This window comes from Adhaeribacter arboris, assembly GCF_003023845.1.
In the GTDB taxonomy this organism is placed as follows: Bacteria; Bacteroidota; Bacteroidia; order Cytophagales; family Hymenobacteraceae; genus Adhaeribacter; species Adhaeribacter arboris.
Genome location: NZ_PYFT01000001.1, coordinates 4,517,008 through 4,533,691, shown reverse-complemented (window position 1 = coordinate 4,533,691; position 16,684 = coordinate 4,517,008). Strand labels below are relative to the sequence as shown.

General features: G+C 42.8%; 9 protein-coding genes. 5 read left to right on the top strand and 4 right to left on the bottom strand.

Annotated elements, in window-relative coordinates:
• Positions 1-55: 55 nt before the first annotated feature.
• On the bottom strand, positions 56-991 hold the full coding sequence (locus tag AHMF7605_RS18440) for an AraC family transcriptional regulator (protein ID WP_106931520.1): 936 nt from the start codon (positions 989-991) through the stop codon (positions 56-58).
• A gap of 754 nt (positions 992-1,745) precedes the next feature.
• On the opposite strand from AHMF7605_RS18440, the gene AHMF7605_RS18435 reads away from it, so the two are divergent.
• Both AHMF7605_RS18435 and AHMF7605_RS18430 read left to right on the top strand, forming a co-directional pair.
• Positions 1,746-4,526, top strand: coding sequence for a family 78 glycoside hydrolase catalytic domain (locus AHMF7605_RS18435; RefSeq protein WP_106931519.1), 2,781 nt, complete (start codon positions 1,746-1,748; stop codon positions 4,524-4,526).
• A 623-nt stretch (positions 4,527-5,149) separates the two neighbouring features.
• Positions 5,150-6,658, top strand: a complete 1,509-nt coding sequence (locus tag AHMF7605_RS18430) for an arabinose isomerase (protein WP_233219182.1) — start codon at positions 5,150-5,152, stop codon at positions 6,656-6,658.
• A gap of 374 nt (positions 6,659-7,032) precedes the next feature.
• On the opposite strand, the gene AHMF7605_RS30575 is transcribed toward AHMF7605_RS18430, so the two are convergent.
• From AHMF7605_RS30575 to darT, 3 genes are read right to left on the bottom strand one after another with little or no spacing between them, the layout of a single operon-like run.
• Positions 7,033-7,566, bottom strand: coding sequence for a hypothetical protein (locus AHMF7605_RS30575; protein WP_233219181.1), 534 nt, complete (start codon positions 7,564-7,566; stop codon positions 7,033-7,035).
• Positions 7,530-8,081 (bottom strand): type II toxin-antitoxin system antitoxin DNA ADP-ribosyl glycohydrolase DarG, encoded by a 552-nt coding sequence (darG, locus tag AHMF7605_RS30570; protein ID WP_233219180.1) that lies wholly within the window; start codon positions 8,079-8,081, stop codon positions 7,530-7,532. The genes AHMF7605_RS30575 and darG overlap by 37 nt, the downstream gene beginning before the upstream one ends.
• The gene (darT, locus tag AHMF7605_RS18420) at positions 8,078-8,719 is read right to left on the bottom strand and encodes a type II toxin-antitoxin system toxin DNA ADP-ribosyl transferase DarT (RefSeq protein ID WP_106931517.1); all 642 of its coding nucleotides are present in this window, start codon (positions 8,717-8,719) and stop codon (positions 8,078-8,080) included. The genes darG and darT overlap by 4 nt, the downstream gene beginning before the upstream one ends.
• Positions 8,720-9,060: 341 nt before the next feature.
• On the opposite strand from darT, the gene AHMF7605_RS18415 reads away from it, so the two are divergent.
• The 3 genes from AHMF7605_RS18415 (at position 9,061) to AHMF7605_RS18405 (ending at position 16,640) form a co-directional block, all read left to right on the top strand.
• Positions 9,061-11,469, top strand: coding sequence for an ABC transporter permease (locus tag AHMF7605_RS18415; RefSeq protein ID WP_106931516.1), 2,409 nt, complete (start codon positions 9,061-9,063; stop codon positions 11,467-11,469).
• A 297-nt stretch (positions 11,470-11,766) separates the two neighbouring features.
• A complete protein-coding gene (locus AHMF7605_RS18410) occupies positions 11,767-14,220 on the top strand; it encodes an ABC transporter permease (RefSeq protein ID WP_106931515.1) in 2,454 nt (817 codons plus the stop codon).
• 23 nt (positions 14,221-14,243) lie between these two features.
• Entirely contained in the window at positions 14,244-16,640 is a 2,397-nt protein-coding gene (locus AHMF7605_RS18405) for an ABC transporter permease (protein ID WP_106931514.1), read from the top strand.
• The last annotated feature ends 44 nt before the right edge of the window (positions 16,641-16,684 follow it).

Genomic DNA, 16,684 nt, shown 5'->3' with positions numbered 1-16,684 from the left:
AAAAAGGACTTGGGCAAGTTCGAGATTTTGAAGGCTACTATTAAAAATCAATGATCTATGCCCTAAAAATAGCTTTGTAGGTTTTATTCTGCCTATTAAAATTCCCGTTTTCTTCGCCGGCTATGTGCGATCGGTACTGAACCGGCGTAAGCCCCGTTTTTTCTTTAAAAATTTTGGAAAAATAAAAACGCGATTCAAAATTTAACTCGTAGGTAATTTCCTTAATACTTTTGGTAGGATTTTGCAACAGTTCTTTTGCTTTCTGAATTTTTAATTGAATTAAATATTGGCCCGGAGCTAAGCCGGTATAGGCTTTAAAAGCTTTCCGGAACCACGAGTAACCTACCTGTAATTCGTCGGCTACTTCTTGCGGCGAAATGTTTTTTTCAATATTCGACCGGAAAATACAACGAGCTTTATTTACCAATTGGTCAACCGCTTGTCCTGCAAATTGGCTTTGCTTTAAAATCGTGTACAAATGCCCGATGATATGCAGGGCGGCGCCGGAAGTAAGCGATTGATACCCGGCTTTTTCTTCTTTGGTTATGGCTATAATTTCCTGAAACAAGTTTAATAAATTTTCCTGAAAGCCGGCTTTTATAACCGGAAATTTAGGGTCGAAAAAGCCTTTTTCTAATTGGTTGGTAAAAATGCTGCTTCTAAAACCAATCCAGTATTCGTCCCATCCGGTTTCTTCTTTTGGTTTATACCGGTGTCTTTCTTCCGGGTACAACAATATCACCGAACCGGCTTCAATCAGGTGTTCACCCGCCCGCTCCGATTCAAAAATTCCTTCGCCTTTGGTAATGTATATAATTTGGTATTCGTGCAATACCCGGCCATTCGCCCAATTAAAATAGTGGTGCGAAGGATGTTCTTGATATGGGTACGGGGTGCCCGGTTCAATGTGGGTGCAACCGGCATTTAATACAACTAAGCCCCAGTTTTCGTCTTCGGCACTTACGGGTAAATATTTATAATAATTGATCATTTAAGAGAATAAACCAATTGCTCTTTCTTTATCAAAAAGTATATACTTTCTATCAGATCCTCTATTTATAAGGGCAAGGTACTAAAATACATTTGTCAAATAAGTATTTGTGTTTCCAATTTCTACGTCCTTTTATTTTTTCTTTTATTCTGATTTATAAATACATATTAACCACTCAGGCCAGAAAAATTAAATTTATCCCTACAAAATTTTATCTATTTGATATCCTTTTTTTAATCCGGAAAAGTTAAAAGACCTCACCCTAACCCTCTCCTCCAGGAAAGGGAATTTGCAGCATAATGTTTTCGGTACATTGTCTATGAAAACAAATTATTAATCCGGAACACATTTTTTTAGACATTTACAACTAGGTTAATTTTAAACAACACACAGCCAATTCATCCATTTAAACCGATTTAAAACCAACAGAACGAAAAGACTTAGTTATTTTTAAAAGGTTATAAACTGAAATGCTGAAGCTAGAAGAAAACAACATCAGTTTGGCTGTGAAGAGCCTTCGAAGGTTCCGGCCCCGACACCTGTCGGAATTCCGACGATAGGAAGAAAGGAAGCTTAGACAGACCGGAAGAGCCAAACGGGGCCCGCCGGTGCCAGCAAACAGGTTACGGTTCTTTCGCGTTAGCACCGCAGCCTGGAGACTTGAAAAGGCTCCAAAAACAAGCAGGTGATACCAGTATTATTGCGTCTTTTCACGTTCATTTAAAATTAAACATCAGCAGAAATTTAAAAATTAATGATAAAATTCCTTCTTCCCATTTTACTGCTCTTAGCTTTCTCGTGCCAAAGTTTGTCGCAAAAAGGGAGTAGCCTCCGATTAGTTAGTTTAAAATGCGAATACCAGGCTAATCCAATAGGCGTAGAAGCTACCGCGCCACGGTTTAGCTGGGAAATCCAATCCAATCAGCGCGGCGTTTTGCAAACAACTTACCACCTTTTAGTAGCCGATAACGCCGAAGCGCTGAATAAAAATACCGGTACTATCTGGGATAGCGGTAAAGTCAGTTCCGACAAATCTATCCAGGTAGAATATGCGGGTAAAGAATTACTACCCACCAAGCTTTATTTCTGGAAAATAAAAATACAGGATAACCAAGGAAATGAATCAAACTGGAGCGAACCGGCTACGTTTCAAATGGGACTGCTTTCGCAACAGGACTGGGCCGGAGCCCGCTGGATTGCCTACGAAGAATTACCGCCATCGGAGCGAATTGTGCCGGCCTTACCCGAAATGGGCGACCCGCAGCGACTTCCAAACAAGAACATTTTGCCATTATTGCGCAAAGAGTTTACTGTTAAAAATCCGGTAAAAAGAGCCACCATGTATATTTCCGGATTGGGGCATTTTGAGATGAGTCTAAACGGGAAAAAAGTAGGCGATCACTTTCTGGACCCCGGCTGGACGGATTACAGCGAACAAGCCTTGTATGTTACTTTCGATGTCGCCAACCAAATTAAACCGGGAGCCAACGCCGTAGGTGTTATGCTGGGAAATGGCTTTTATCACGTTCCGGGCGAGCGCTACCGCAAAATTACCGGCACCTTTGGTTACCCCAAAATGATTTGCCGGCTTCTCGTGGAATATACCGACGGCACTCAGGAAAATTTAGTGAGCGATGCTTCCTGGAAAACCGCCCCGGGGCCCGTTACCTTTACCGGTATCTACGGCGGCGAAGATTACGACGCCACCCGCGAACAACCCGGCTGGAACACGACTAATTTTAAAGAAAATAGCCCGTGGAAACCCGTAGTCCTGGTGGAGGGACCACCGCAGCTTAATTCGCAACAAGCCGACCCGCTCCGGATTTTTGAAAATTTTTCCCCGAAAAAAATTACGCAACCCCAACCGGGCGTCTGGATTTACGATTTAGGCCAGAATGCTTCCGGAATTCCGCAACTTTCAGTGAAAGGAAAAAAAGGTGCCACCGTAAAAATTACCCCCGGCGAACTCCTGGATAAAAATTTGGTAACGCAGCAAGCCTCCGGCGGCCCGCATTTTTACCAATATACCTTAAAAGGAAATGGCACCGAAACCTGGCACCCGCAGTTTACTTACTATGGTTTCCGCTACCTGCAAATAGAAGGCGGCGTGCCCGAAGGCGAACCTAATCCGCAGAACTTACCGGTTATAGTGGGCGCAATAGGATTACATACCCGCAACGCTGCCCCGCGGGTAGGGCAATTTACCAGTTCGAACGAGTTATTTAACCAAACCGAAAAGCTGATTGACTGGGCCATCCGGAGCAACATGGCGAGTGTCTTAACCGACTGTCCGCACCGCGAAAAGCTAGGCTGGCTCGAGGAAGCGCACCTGGTAGGTTCGTCCATTCGCTACCATTACGATATTGCCCGCTTAAGTAAAAAAGTTATCCGCGACATGCAGGTGGCCCAAACTGCCGAAGGACTGATTCCGGATATTGCGCCCGAGTTCGTCGAGTTTGCCGGTGGCTTTCGCGATTCGCCGGAGTGGGGCAGCAACGGCATTATCATGCCCTGGTACGTGTATCAATGGTACGGCGACCAACAAGTGCTGGCGGATAGTTACCCCATGATGCAGCGCTATGTGGCGTATTTAGAAAAAAAATCGAACAACCACCTACTCACCCACGGTCTCGGCGACTGGTACGATATCGGCCCGAAACATCCCGGCGAATCGCAGTTAACGCCCCGCGGCGTTTCGGCTACCGCTATTTATTATTACGACCTCACGTTAATGAGCAAAATAGCTGCTTTATTAAATAAACCCGATGACGTAACCCGGTATAACCAACTGGCTACCCAGGTAAAACAAGCTTTTAATAAAACATTTTTTAATAATCAAACTAAGCAATACGCCACCGGCAGCCAAACCGCCAATGCCATGGCCGTATTCATGAACCTGGTAGAGCCGCAAAACAAAGACGCTGTAGTCGCCAATATTGTGAAAGACATTCGCCACCGCAACAACAGCCTTACTGCCGGTGATATTGGTTTCCGGTATCTGCTCCGGGTACTCGATAATGAAAACCGGTCGGACGTTATTTTTGATATGAACAGCCGCTCCGATGTGCCGGGTTATGGCTACCAATTGGCTCACGGCGCTACCTCCCTCACCGAATCGTGGCAGGCTTACGGTTTTGTGTCGAACAATCATTTTATGTTAGGGCATATTCTGGAATGGTTTTACAGCGGTTTAGGCGGTATCCGGCCCAACGAAAAAGCAGTTGCCTTTAAAAATATTGATATCCGGCCGGAGTTGGTGGGCGATGTTACCTTTGTGAAGGCCAGTCACTACTCGCCCTACGGTTTAATTTCCAGCGATTGGCAGAAAAGTAACGGTAAGTTTAATTTAACGGTGCAAATTCCGGCCAACACCACTGCTACCATTTACCTGCCCGCGCCATCCGCTTCGACGGTGATTACGGAAAGCGGTAAACCGGTAAAAAATAATAAAGAAATTAAAAATATAAGATACCAAAACAGTAGAGCCGTTTTGGAAGTTGGTTCCGGAACGTATGCCTTTGCGGTGGAGATGTAGTGGAGAGGTAATAGATACCGTAAGTAGATTACAAGTAAGTTCCCTTTGGAAGATAAAGGTTGTTTTGTCCGAACAATAATGGTACTATCGCGAGCGTCCTCGCTCGTGAGGCGTATTGTCCGGCCTCTGGCCGGTTGGAATTTAACGAGATTGCTTTGAAAGATTGTCTATCCGTTCGCCCGGCCAGAGGCCTCCCGGATAGTAGCCACGGGCGTAGACGCTCGCGCCAGCTATATTTTTAGCGAACGTAATAGTCTTGGTCCGTTTCAATGCTGGTTGAGGATGCAAACCCGGCAGGTTTTGAAAACCTGCCGGGTTTCACCAGATAGAACGGTTGTAAACTGGCTTCAGACTCGACTGGCGCAAGTCTTAGCGCAGCGGGACTGGTGCCTAAGTAACAAGAGTCAGTCTCCGGACTGGCGGATTATTATCATTAGGAATACGTCAGTCCGGAGACTGCGTTTTTGTCCATGAAGCACCAGTAACGCTTTGCTTAACACTAGTGCTAGTTAATGCAAAAAACTAGCACTAGTTAATCGCCATTTAATTACATATAATTCCAGACCAGATTTACCTATTTTATCAGTAAAACGTTACAGTCCTTAAATTAAATAACACGCATTATGCTACCATCATCAGCTCCACCGAAGCTCACTGCTCTAGATATATACCAAGAACAAATGAAGGAGAGAAATATAAAAACGGAGGCTTATTCGTCGCTTAAAATAGGTTTGTTCGGGGTGGGCTTAGAAGCGTATTGGGAGCAGTTTGAAGGGTTAAAAGAACGGCTGGAAGGATACGTATCGGAAGTAGAAAATAAATTGCGGGCATTGCATCCGCAGGTAGTAAACCTGGGGTTGATTGATACGCCGGATAAAGCTTTTGCGGCCGGTCACACATTCCGGCAAGGAGATGTAGATTTAATTTTTTTGTACGTAACTACTTATGCGTTATCGTCTACCATTTTGCCGGTAGTGCAAAGAGCCAAAGTACCGGTCATTATTCTGAACCTGTCGCCGGAAGCGGCCATTGATTACGCAGCTTTTAATCAAATGAGCAACCGGGTTAAAATGACGGGGGAATGGCTAGCTTTTTGTTCGACTTGCCCGGTGCCCGAGATAGCCAATGTTTTTAGCCGGACCGGCATTCAATTTCACCAAATAACGGGCCTGCTGCACCAAGACGAGGAATGCTGGACCGAAGTAAGCGAGTGGGTGGAAGCGGCAAAAGTAGCTCATATTATGTTTCATAATCGTTTGGGCTGCATGGGGCATTATTACAGCGGCATGCTCGATATCTACACCGACCTGACTCAGCAATACGCGCACTTTGGCGGACATATGGAGATGATTGAAGTAGAGGAACTCGCCACTTTCCGGAAAAAAGTCACGGATACGGAAATTCAAACCCGGGTGGAACTTTTTTACGAAGCTTTTGCAGTACAACCGGATTGTTCGGTAGAGGAGCTGCAACGAGCCGCCCGCACTTCAATTGCCCTGGATAGATTAGTGGCCAAATACCAACTGGGTTCCCTGGCTTATTACTACAAGGGCACCGGAAATTTTGACAACGAAGACACCATCAGTTCCATTATTCTGGGTAATTCTTTACTGACGGCCCACGGCGTGCCGGTAGCCGGTGAATACGAAATTAAGAATGCCCAGGCCATGAAAATCATGGATAGTTTTAACGCCGGTGGGTCGTTCACGGAATATTACGCGATGGATTATAACGCTGATGTGGTGCTAATGGGGCACGATGGACCCGGACACATGGCTATTGCCGAAGGAAAGATTAAAGTGCGGCCCTTGCAAGTCTACCACGGTAAAGTAGGAAAAGGGTTATCCGTAGAAATGTCGGTAAAAAATGGCCCGGTTACGCTGTTGTCGGTAGTAGAAAAAATGGATGGCAAACTGCTCCTGCTGGTAGCCGAAGCCGAATCGGTACCCGGCCCCATCCTGGAAATAGGCAATACCAATAGCCGCTACCGCTTCTCTTTAGGAGCCCGAAAATTTGTGCAAACCTGGAATAGCTACGGTCCCGCGCATCATTGTGCTGTAGGCATTGGTCATATTGCGAGCAAAATTAAAAAACTGGGTGCCTTGTTAAATATGGAGGTGGTTCAGGTTTGAAAGTAAAAAGGACGGATAGTTGCCGGAAGTATCTCAACTCCTTTATCCAAATAATATGGCAATTAAACGTGATTCTATTAAAGTAGCCTTACTATTTAGCTCAGGTAGAAATTCTGCCGGTATCATAAGCAAAGCAGGGAAAACCATTCTAAAGTTAAGCAGGGTAAAATGCTGTAGCTTTCTGGCAATCTCTATTGTTATTGGAATAAACACTTAAAGATTAATTTTACTAGAAGCTTTCCAGACTGCTTAAAAAAATACGCGTGATTAATGGCTAATTTTCAGTCTACCTGACTGGCAGAGTAACGTACTTAGGGAATGTGTAGCATTTCTTAAGTATTTCTTAAGTATTTCTAATTCTAAACATTTTTGAATTATGCAAAATTTAGTTGCGCTCCATATGCCCGTAAGTGCTCTATGGCAATATGAATATATTCTTTTGTGACAATGGTTTTCTTCCTTTCATTCCAATCTTGAATTTTTTCAAAAAGCTCATCTTCTGTTATCTTAGGATTTTCACTGATTAAAAAATGAGTAGAAGAAAGAATTTCTAATGAAAGTGTTGTTTCAAATCCGTCAATGATTTTGAAAACACTTTCTAATCTTTGCTTCTGGTCAGAACTTAAACTTGTATTTACATATTTTTCTACCTCATCATACATTTCATAATTTAATTGTAAAGGTTCAAATGCTCTTGCTTGCATTTGCTCAATTCCTTTTAAATATTTTCCATTTAAGGCATATAAAACTTTTTCAATTGCTTGTGCATAGGGACCATATTTATATGGTACAAATTGTAATCGCATTGGTTCACCGCTTTTTTGAAGAAAGTAAGCAAGCTTATTTGCAGCAAAAATAGTGGCCATTTCTCCTAATCTTTCATATTTATAAAGAGCATAAAGCAACATTGCTCTTGCAGCTGTAAGACCAATTTCTTTTTTACTTCTTCCTTTTGTAGTATTTCTTTCACAGCATCATTTGGTTCGAAGATCTGAATATTTACGTTAGAGAGATGCCCTAGATATTTATCCATTAGTAATTTAACCTTTTCCCATTTTAACCCTCCATTACCACATCCTAAAGGAGGAATAGCAATGCTTTGAATTTTATATTCATTTATAACTTTTACTAAGTCTTTCAGACCATCTTCAATAAAACTATATTGAGACTTTTTAAACCATTCAATTTTAGTAGGAAAATTGATAATTATTTTTTCATCGTTAAATGTATTTTCTTTTACTACCAGCATTTTCCCGACCTGCATTTCACCTTTTTTGCATGCATCTGCGTATATTTTAAAGTTCATAGGGAAACGTTCCTTAAATTGCAATGCAATTCCTTTCCCCATTACACCAACTGTATTTACTGTATTAACTAAAGCTTTAGTTTCAGCTTCAAGCAGATTTCCCTTTATGTATTTCATAAGAAGTAATATTCTTTTTTTATTTTAACCTCAATTGTCAAATTAAATTCTGCCAATATTTCTTCCACATCTTCTTTAACCTCATTATTTATTACACCTATTCCTTTAATAAAGCTAACAGGAACATGGTCTTTTACTAAGAACTCAGCATGCTTCTTTCTAACCCTATCTTCATCTCCATCTGCATTTTCATCTCTAAAATCTGTTGTCCTGATTGAATGCCAGTCTAACCGCTCGATACTTTGAATCTTTTTAGAAAATTTTGATATACTTTTTGCAGCATTACCATCTGTAAAACACCATTGAAAAATATCGCAAGCTAATTCTTCTAATTTAAAACAAAGATAAATAATATCTTTTTGAGGACTAGCCGGTACACCATGCCCTGTTATAATGTTGTAAAGCATAGGTGTCCGAAACGAAAAATAAAATGGAACATAGTCATTTACTACTGTATCAGGATAACATTTAACAATTCTAGTATCTCGCTGAGAAATAATTTCTTTGCTGCCAATAGTCACAAATTCCATATCTTTCTTACCTGCATTTTTGCAATATAAGCCGTCGCGAAGAATATATTTTAAATTTTGTAATGGTATAATTCGGTATACCCAAATTTTATCTATTCCTATCCGCATTTCCAAATTTAACTTTTATTGTTAGGCTATTAAGTTTGTCCTATATGAGGGACTTTACTCTATACGGCGTCAAGCTTTCCAATATAATATGCTTTGCGCAACTTACAAGGAATTAAATCTACTACAAAAAAGCAATCCGAAATACTTATAATTCCAAAAGAACACCGGTCCAATCTGGTACTTTCGTTGTTCTGGAACCGGACAATTTATTGTATCAAAACCGGACATTTTTAGCTTTCGCATAATCTTTTTGCTTAATAAATAATTGGTTATTAACCGGTTATAAAGATGGCATTTTTCTTTCGAGCTAAAATAAAGAGGCTACAGTAATAGCTTACAATATGCTGCTCAATTACTTCAAAATTGCTTGCCGGAATTTGCTGCGGAACAAAGCTTTTTCGCTGTTGAACATTGCCGGCTTGTCGGTAGGCGTGGCCGTTGCGGTGCTTATATTTTTGATTGTTCGCTTTGAATTGAGCTTTGATACATTTCATAAAAAATATGACCGGATTTACCGGGTAGTAAACGAGTTTACCCACGAGGCGGGTAAAGATTACCAGGTAGGCGTACCTTTCCCGTTTGTCCCGGCCATAAAAACCGATTATCCGCAGCTAGAGAAAGTAACGACGGTTTTTGAGGGTTATAACTCCCAAATTACCGTTTTAGATGAGCAAGGCGCCATTGATAAAAAGTTTAAGGAAGAACTTGGAGTAATTTTTACCGAGCCCGAGTTCTTTCAAATTTTTGATTATAAATGGCTCGCCGGAGATCCCCGGAAAGTTTTAGCCGAACCGAATGTAGTTGCTTTAACCCGCTCCACCGCCGAAAAATATTTTGGTACGTGGCAAAAGGCTTTGGGTAAGTTTATTAAGCTCGATAACAAACAACTTCTGCAAGTAAATGGCATTCTGGAGGATTTACCGGATAATACCGACTTTCCCTTAAGAATAGCTGTTTCTTTCCCAACCATCCGCCGCATTTTGGATGCCGGCGAATTTACCAATTGGGGTAGTATTTGGAGCAGTACGCAATGTTATTTGGTGCTGCCCAAAAATCAATCCTCGTCGCAGTTTAATCGTTCGTTAGGCTCTTTCTTAAAGAAACATCATCCCGACGACCGGAACCACATTTACAAATTACAAGCCTTATCCGACTTACACTTCGATACCCGCTACCCACCCATGACGTATCGTAGCATCAGCAAAGGTACCATTCTGTCGCTGGTGCTTATTGGGGCTTTTATTCTGGTTATTGCCTGCATTAATTTCGTGAATCTGGCTACGGCTCAGGCCATAGGCCGGGCCAAAGAAACCGGCATCCGGAAAGTATTGGGCAGTAACCGGGGCCATTTAATCGTTCAATTTCTCGGGGAAACTTTCTTTATTGTGTTACTGGCGGTATTTGTAGCCGTTTTACTGGTAATAGCGGTGCTGCCGTTGGTACGGTCCATTTCTAATCTTCCCGAAGATTTTCAGCTTACTTTTTCTCTGGAAGTAGCAGGTTTTCTGATTTTATTAATTCTGTTGGTTACGGTATTAGCGGGCTTTTATCCGGCATTAGTTTTATCTGGGTTCCAGCCGGTGCAGGCATTAAAAAGCAAAATGACCTTGCAAACTGTGGGTGGTATTTCGTTGCGCAAGGCTTTGGTAGTAATGCAGTTTTCTATTTCGCAGGTCCTTATTATTGCCACGCTTATTGCTATTTCGCAGATGGATTTTGTGCGGAACAAAGATTTAGGTTTTAACCGGGATGCCATACTGATGGTGAGCGTACCCCAGGATAGTATAAGCCAGCAAAAACTACAAACCCTTAAAAACCGTTTCTTGGCCTTACCCGCCATTCGGAAAGTAAGTTTCCATTCGGCAGCACCTTCTTCGAGTAGTAATTCTCAAACCAATTTCCGGTTTGGGAAGGCCACCGAGGATGCTAAGTTCCCGGTGAGCCTGATAGCTGGGGATGCAGATTATTTTCCGGCTTTTCAATTGCAGTTGGTGGCCGGCCGGACTTATTTTCCGAGCGATACGGCCCGGGAAGCGGTAGTGAATGAAAAGTTACTCCGCCAGGTAGGAGTAAAGCACGCCCAGGATGCTATTGGCCAGACTATCCGGATTAATGGTAAAAATGTTCCGGTAGTAGGTGTGGTAAAAGACTTTCATAATGCATCGCTGCGCGACCCGATTGCGCCCATTACCATTCTCGCCAGCAAAAGCAGTTATCGTCAGGTAGCTTTAAAAATCAAACCCACAGATATTGCCCAAACGCAGCGTACCGTGGAGCAAATATGGAACGAAACCTTCCCGGAGTACGTGTACGAAGCCAATTTTCTGGATGAGCGCCTGGCCGAGTTTTACGAAGGCGAAACCAAACTAGCTGCTTTGTTTAAAATATTTGCCGGTATCGCCATTTTTATCGGCTGTTTGGGCTTATACGGGTTGGTGTCGTTCGTGGCAGTGCAAAAAACCAAAGAAATCGGTATCCGCAAAGTACTGGGCGCTTCACTGTCCAATATTGTTTCGCTACTTTCCAAAGATTTCCTGAAGCTGGTTTTATTGGCCAATGTATTCGCCTGGCCGCTCGCCTGGTGGGTAATGCAGCGCTGGTTACAGGATTTTGAATACCGTATTCCGATTGGCTGGTGGATGTTTGCCATAGCCGGTTTTGGGGCTCTGTTGATTGCTTTGGTAACCATTAGCTTCCAGGCGATTAAAGCCGCCGTAGCCAACCCGGTTGTAGCGTTGCGGAGTGAGTGAATTTTGAATGAGTGGATGATAGAATGAGTGAGTTTTGAATGAGTGAGTTTTGAATGAGTGAATGTTGGAATGAGTGAGTTTTGAATGAGTGAATGAGTGGATGCTTAAATGTAGAATAATGAAACAGGTAAGTTTTGATTTTCAAAGTTATAAATACCATTTACCCATAATTAAGCTAGTAGTCCGTTAAGTGTCTAATTATTCACTCATTCACTCATTCAAAACTCACTCATTCTATCTTCCACTCATTCAAAATTCATAGCAATCAAGGTTCTGATATTTTAAACCTACACGATTATGTTCCGGAACTATTTAAGAACAGCCTTTAGATTATTTATCCGCCATAAGGCTTTTACCGCTATTAATGTACTCGGCTTATCTATTGGTATTAGCGCCTCATTAATTATTTTCTTGATTGCGCATTACGAGTTTAGTTACGATAATTTCGTACCTAATTCCGACCGGGTTTACCGCGTAGTAATGGATGCTAAATTTAACGGCGACGAAGGCCATAGCGCCGCCGTTCCGGCACCTTTGAGCCAGGCGCTGCAACAGGAGGTTTCCGGTCTGGAATTAGTTGTACCCGTAATGCAATTTCAGGGCGATGCCACGGCTAAAGTAAGTATCCAAAGAGAAGGTGCCGCCGAACCTTTAATTTTAAAAAAACAAGCCGGTATCATATTTACCAACTCTCCGTATTTTTCCATGCTGCCCTTTCAGTGGCTAACTGGTTCGCCGGCTACGGCGCTCAAAAACCCATTTACCGTAGTACTCACCGAAAGCCGGGCCAGGCAATATTTCCCTACGGAAGACCTGCCGGATATTCTGGGAAAAGAAATAAAATATCAGGATGATTTTACCGCCACTGTTTCGGGCATTGTGCAGGATTTAAATAAAACTACTTCCTTCGAGGCCGTAGAATTTATCTCATTTGCCACCATTGCCCAAACCCACTTGCAGGATAATTTTATGATGCAGGTCTGGAACGATTGGATGGCTTATTCACAAGTGTACGTAAAACTGGCTCCAAACAACAAGGCTGTCAACGTAGAAAACCAATTAGTTGCTCTTTTAAAAAAATATAATAAAGACGCCAATAAAGATAAAGCGAACACCATGCGCTTTCAGTTACAGCCTTTAAGCGATCTTCATTTTAATAAAGATTATTCTGGTTTTAATCAAAGAGTAGTACCTAAATCTGTTTTGTACGGCTTGTTCGCGGTGGCGGGCTTTTTGTTGTTGCTGGCTTGCATTAACTTTATTAATCTTACTACTGCTAATGCGGCGCGGCGCGCCAAAGAAATCGGCATCCGGAAAGCCATGGGCAGTTCCCGAAAGCAACTAATAATGCAATTTCTGGGAGAAACCTTTGTCTTAACCTTGCTAGCCACAATTGTATCTTTTTGCTTAGCCCCTGCCCTGCTAAAATTATTTGCCGATTTCATTCCGGCCGGGTTACAGGCCCAGTCGCTCCGGCAACCAGCTATATTTTTGTTTTTATTCCTGCTCACGGTACTGGTAAGCTTTCTATCGGGCTTATACCCCGCCTTCGTTTTATCCGGTTATCAACCTATTAAAGTTTTAAAAGCGCAATCCTTTGTTAGTGGTAACGAAATTAAACAAGTATGGATCCGGAAAGCCTTAACCGTTTCGCAGTTCGCTATTGCGCAGATTTTTGTGGTGGCTACTTTAATCATGAGCAAACAAATTAATTATTCTTTGCACACCGAATTAGGTTTCAACAAAGAGGGCATTATTACTTTCTTCCTGCCCCGCGATACCGTTACTACCCACCGGCAACAATTATTAAACGAAATAAACGCTATCCCCGCCATAGAATTAGCCAGTACCGGCTTTCTGGCCCCAATTGAGGAAGGTCCCGCTTTTACCAATATCTCCTATGCTCCCAAGCCCGAAATAAAAGACCCGGTGCAAATACGCTGGGGCGACCCGAACTACATTCAGGTGTATAAAATAAAACTACTAGCCGGCCGAAACATTCAGGCCAGCGATAGTATCAAAGAATTTCTGATTAATGCTACTTATGCTAAATTATTAGGCTTTAAAAACCCGGAAGAGGCAATTGGCAAACAACTCAGCTACAACGATAAGAAGTTACCCATTGTGGGCGTCATGCAGGATTTTCATGAGCAATCCATGCGTACTTCCATCACGCCGCTGGTATTAGCCGGTAATAATGGCGATGTATTTCATGTCCGGTTAAAACCAAACCTTTCCGGAACCGCTAACTGGCAACAGGCTATCAGCGCCATCCAAAAAGCTTACCACCAGATTTACCCCGACGAAGATTTTGAATACCGGTTTGTAGACGAAATGGTCGCCCATTTTTACCAAACGGAACAGCGTACGGCGCGGCTTTTAAGCTGGGCTACCGGCTTATCGGTACTTATTAGTTGCCTGGGGTTATTAGGTTTAGTGATGTACACCATTAATACCCGCACCAAAGAAATTGGAATCCGCAAAATATTGGGCGCTTCGGTGAACAGCATTGCGGCCATGCTCTCCCAGGATTTTCTGAAACTGGTAATATTGGCGAATATTCTGGCCTGGCCCCTTGTCTGGTACGGCATGCACCGCTGGCTGCAAGACTTTGTTTACCGCATTGAAATAAGCTGGGGGGTATTTGTGCTGGCCGGAGTAGCGGCGTTACTCATTGCTTTACTAACAATTAGCTTCCAAGCCATAAAAGCTGCCGTAGCTAACCCAGTAGATGCTTTGCGCAACGAGTAAGTTTTACTTTAAAAATAAGCCATATGTTTTACAACTATATTGTTATTGCGTGGCGCAACTTAATCCGGCACAAATTATACAGCCTCATTAACCTGGGCGGTCTGGCAGTAGGGCTGGCAGTTTGCATGTTGATTATGGTTTACGTGGCTCACGAGCGAAGCTTCGACCGGTTTCACACTCAGGCGGAGCGCACATTTGCTGTGCACGAACAATTAACCATGGGTGGCAACAAGATTCAGTTTCCTACCATGAGTTTTAGTACCGGACCCGCAGTACTGCAAAGCGAACCAGCTGTTACGGGTTTCATGCGGACGCACCAACCGAGTAAAAGCGTGGTTATTCAAAAGCTGGCGGTAACCAACGCTACTTTCATAGAAAGCAATTTCTTGTTTGCCGATGCTGATTTTTTCCGCTTCTTCACTTTTGCTTTAAAGCAAGGTAATCCGGCTACCGTTTTGCAGGCACCTTTTTCGGTGGTTATTTCTCAGGATATGGCGACCAAGTACTTTGGCAACAGTAATCCGGTTGGCAAAACATTACGCATTAAAACCGATAGTACTTTTGTGTATCAAATAACCGGAGTAGCCGCCAATGCACCTTCCAACTCCAGCATCACTTTCGATTTTATAGCTTCTAATGCCAGCCTAAAAGCCCTACCTGAAGCAGCTGAATTATTAAAATCACCCTTGGTAAAAGGGGGCCTATTCCGAACGTATTTCCGGTTAAAGCAACCAGCCGATACCAGCCGGTTACAAAGCACTCTTCGCCAACTAGTACAGGAAGACAAGTTCGCAGAAGTTCAAAAATTTATTCTTACCTCTCTGCCGGATATCCACCTGAAATCAAATTTCGGTGATTTTGCTAATTCTAAATACATAAAAATTTTTCCTTTAGTGGCGGGCTTAATTTTATTGCTGGCACTAATTAATTACATGAGTTTAACAACGGCACGTTCTACTGTCCGGGCCAAAGAAATTGGCGTCCGGAAAGTGTTTGGAGCCGGCCGCAAAATTATAATGGCTCAGTTTTACGTGGAGTCTACTTTGTTTACCATTCTGGCTTTTGGCCTGGCGTATGGCGCTTGTTACCTGATTACTCCCTGGTTTTTAAATAAATTGCAGTTGCAAATCGATTCATCGTTTTTGTACAGTTCCACCATGCTGCTGCTTTTAGTGGCCCTGTTCGTATTCACTATTTTCTTGGCGGGCAGTTATCCTTCATTTATTCTTTCGGCTTATAACCCTGTGGCTACTTTAAAAGGAAAAATGAGCAAACAAACCAGCGCCATTCGGGTACGCCAGATTTTTACCACAGCGCAATTTAGTATTTCGGTAGGTTTAATGATTTGCGGTCTGGTTATCGATCGGCAGTTATATTATTTCCGGCACACCGATACGGGAATAAACCGGGAAAATGTAGTAATGATTTCGATTACCGAAACTTTCGGCAGCCATTACCAACGGTTTAAACAAGAGATTGCCGCTTTGCCCGGGGTGTCGCAAGTAGCTACTGCCCGTTATCCTCTGTATAAGGGTTACGACATGCTGGTGGCCAAAGGAAAAGACCAAAAAGAAGATATTCTCTTACCTGTTCTGTCGGTTGATAAAAACTTTGTTCCGACTCTAGGAGTCCAGTGGAAAATTCCACCTGTTTCTGCTACGGCATTAAATCAGCCACAAAAAATAATATTAAATGAGTTAGCGCTAAATAAATTAGGTTTACCGGCTAATCCGGTGGGTAGCTTCATTAACATGCCGGGAGGAGGAGACTATGAAGTAGCTGGGTTAGTTAAAAATTTTGTCTTTGGTTCGCTGGTGCACGAAAATCAGCCTTTAGGTTTGGTAATTGCCCCTGATACTTCTAATGTCTGGGGAGCCGTTGGCGGCTGTTTATTCGCGCGTATTAATTCCCGTACCAATCTGCCCTCAACCCTGGAAGCAATGGAAAAAATGTATCAGCAATTCGACCAAAAAACACCATTTACTTATACTTTTCTGGACGATGCCTTTAATGCCCAGTATAAAGCCGAAGACCGACTAGCTAATATTTTCAGTGTATTTACGGGCCTTACCGTGCTGCTGGCCTGCCTGGGATTATTTGGATTAACTACGTTCACGATTGCTCAACGTACCAAAGAAATTGGCATCCGTAAAGTTTTAGGAGCTACCACCCTCAGCATTGTTACTCTTATTTCTAAAAATTTCCTGCAACTCATACTGGTGGCTATTGCAGTTGCGGCACCTTTTGCCTGGTGGTTCATGCGAAAATGGCTGCAGGATTTTGCGCACCGCATAGATATAAGTTGGTGGATTTTTGGGCTGGCAGGCGGAGCCGCCTTACTTATAGCCTTACTAACCATTAGTTTTCAAGCCATTAAAGCCGCTTTAGACAACCCGGTAAAAGCCTTACGAAACGAGTGAAAAATTAATTATGAAAGGCTGTTACCTTTTCCGGAAGGGGCAGT

What these genes read in the sequence shown, in the direction of transcription:
- darT (WP_106931517.1), bottom strand. Translation starts at nt 8,719, where the DNA reads ATGCGGATAGGAATAGATAAAATTTGGGTATACCGAATTATACCATTA.
- AHMF7605_RS30575 (WP_233219181.1), bottom strand. Translation starts at nt 7,566, where the DNA reads ATGTTGCTTTATGCTCTTTATAAATATGAAAGATTAGGAGAAATGGCC.
- AHMF7605_RS18405 (WP_106931514.1), top strand. Translation starts at nt 14,244, where the DNA reads ATGTTTTACAACTATATTGTTATTGCGTGGCGCAACTTAATCCGGCAC.
- AHMF7605_RS18430 (WP_233219182.1), top strand. Translation starts at nt 5,150, where the DNA reads ATGCTACCATCATCAGCTCCACCGAAGCTCACTGCTCTAGATATATAC.
- AHMF7605_RS18415 (WP_106931516.1), top strand. Translation starts at nt 9,061, where the DNA reads ATGCTGCTCAATTACTTCAAAATTGCTTGCCGGAATTTGCTGCGGAAC.
- AHMF7605_RS18440 (WP_106931520.1), bottom strand. Translation starts at nt 991, where the DNA reads ATGATCAATTATTATAAATATTTACCCGTAAGTGCCGAAGACGAAAAC.
- AHMF7605_RS18410 (WP_106931515.1), top strand. Translation starts at nt 11,767, where the DNA reads ATGTTCCGGAACTATTTAAGAACAGCCTTTAGATTATTTATCCGCCAT.
- AHMF7605_RS18435 (WP_106931519.1), top strand. Translation starts at nt 1,746, where the DNA reads ATGATAAAATTCCTTCTTCCCATTTTACTGCTCTTAGCTTTCTCGTGC.
- darG (WP_233219180.1), bottom strand. Translation starts at nt 8,081, where the DNA reads ATGAAATACATAAAGGGAAATCTGCTTGAAGCTGAAACTAAAGCTTTA.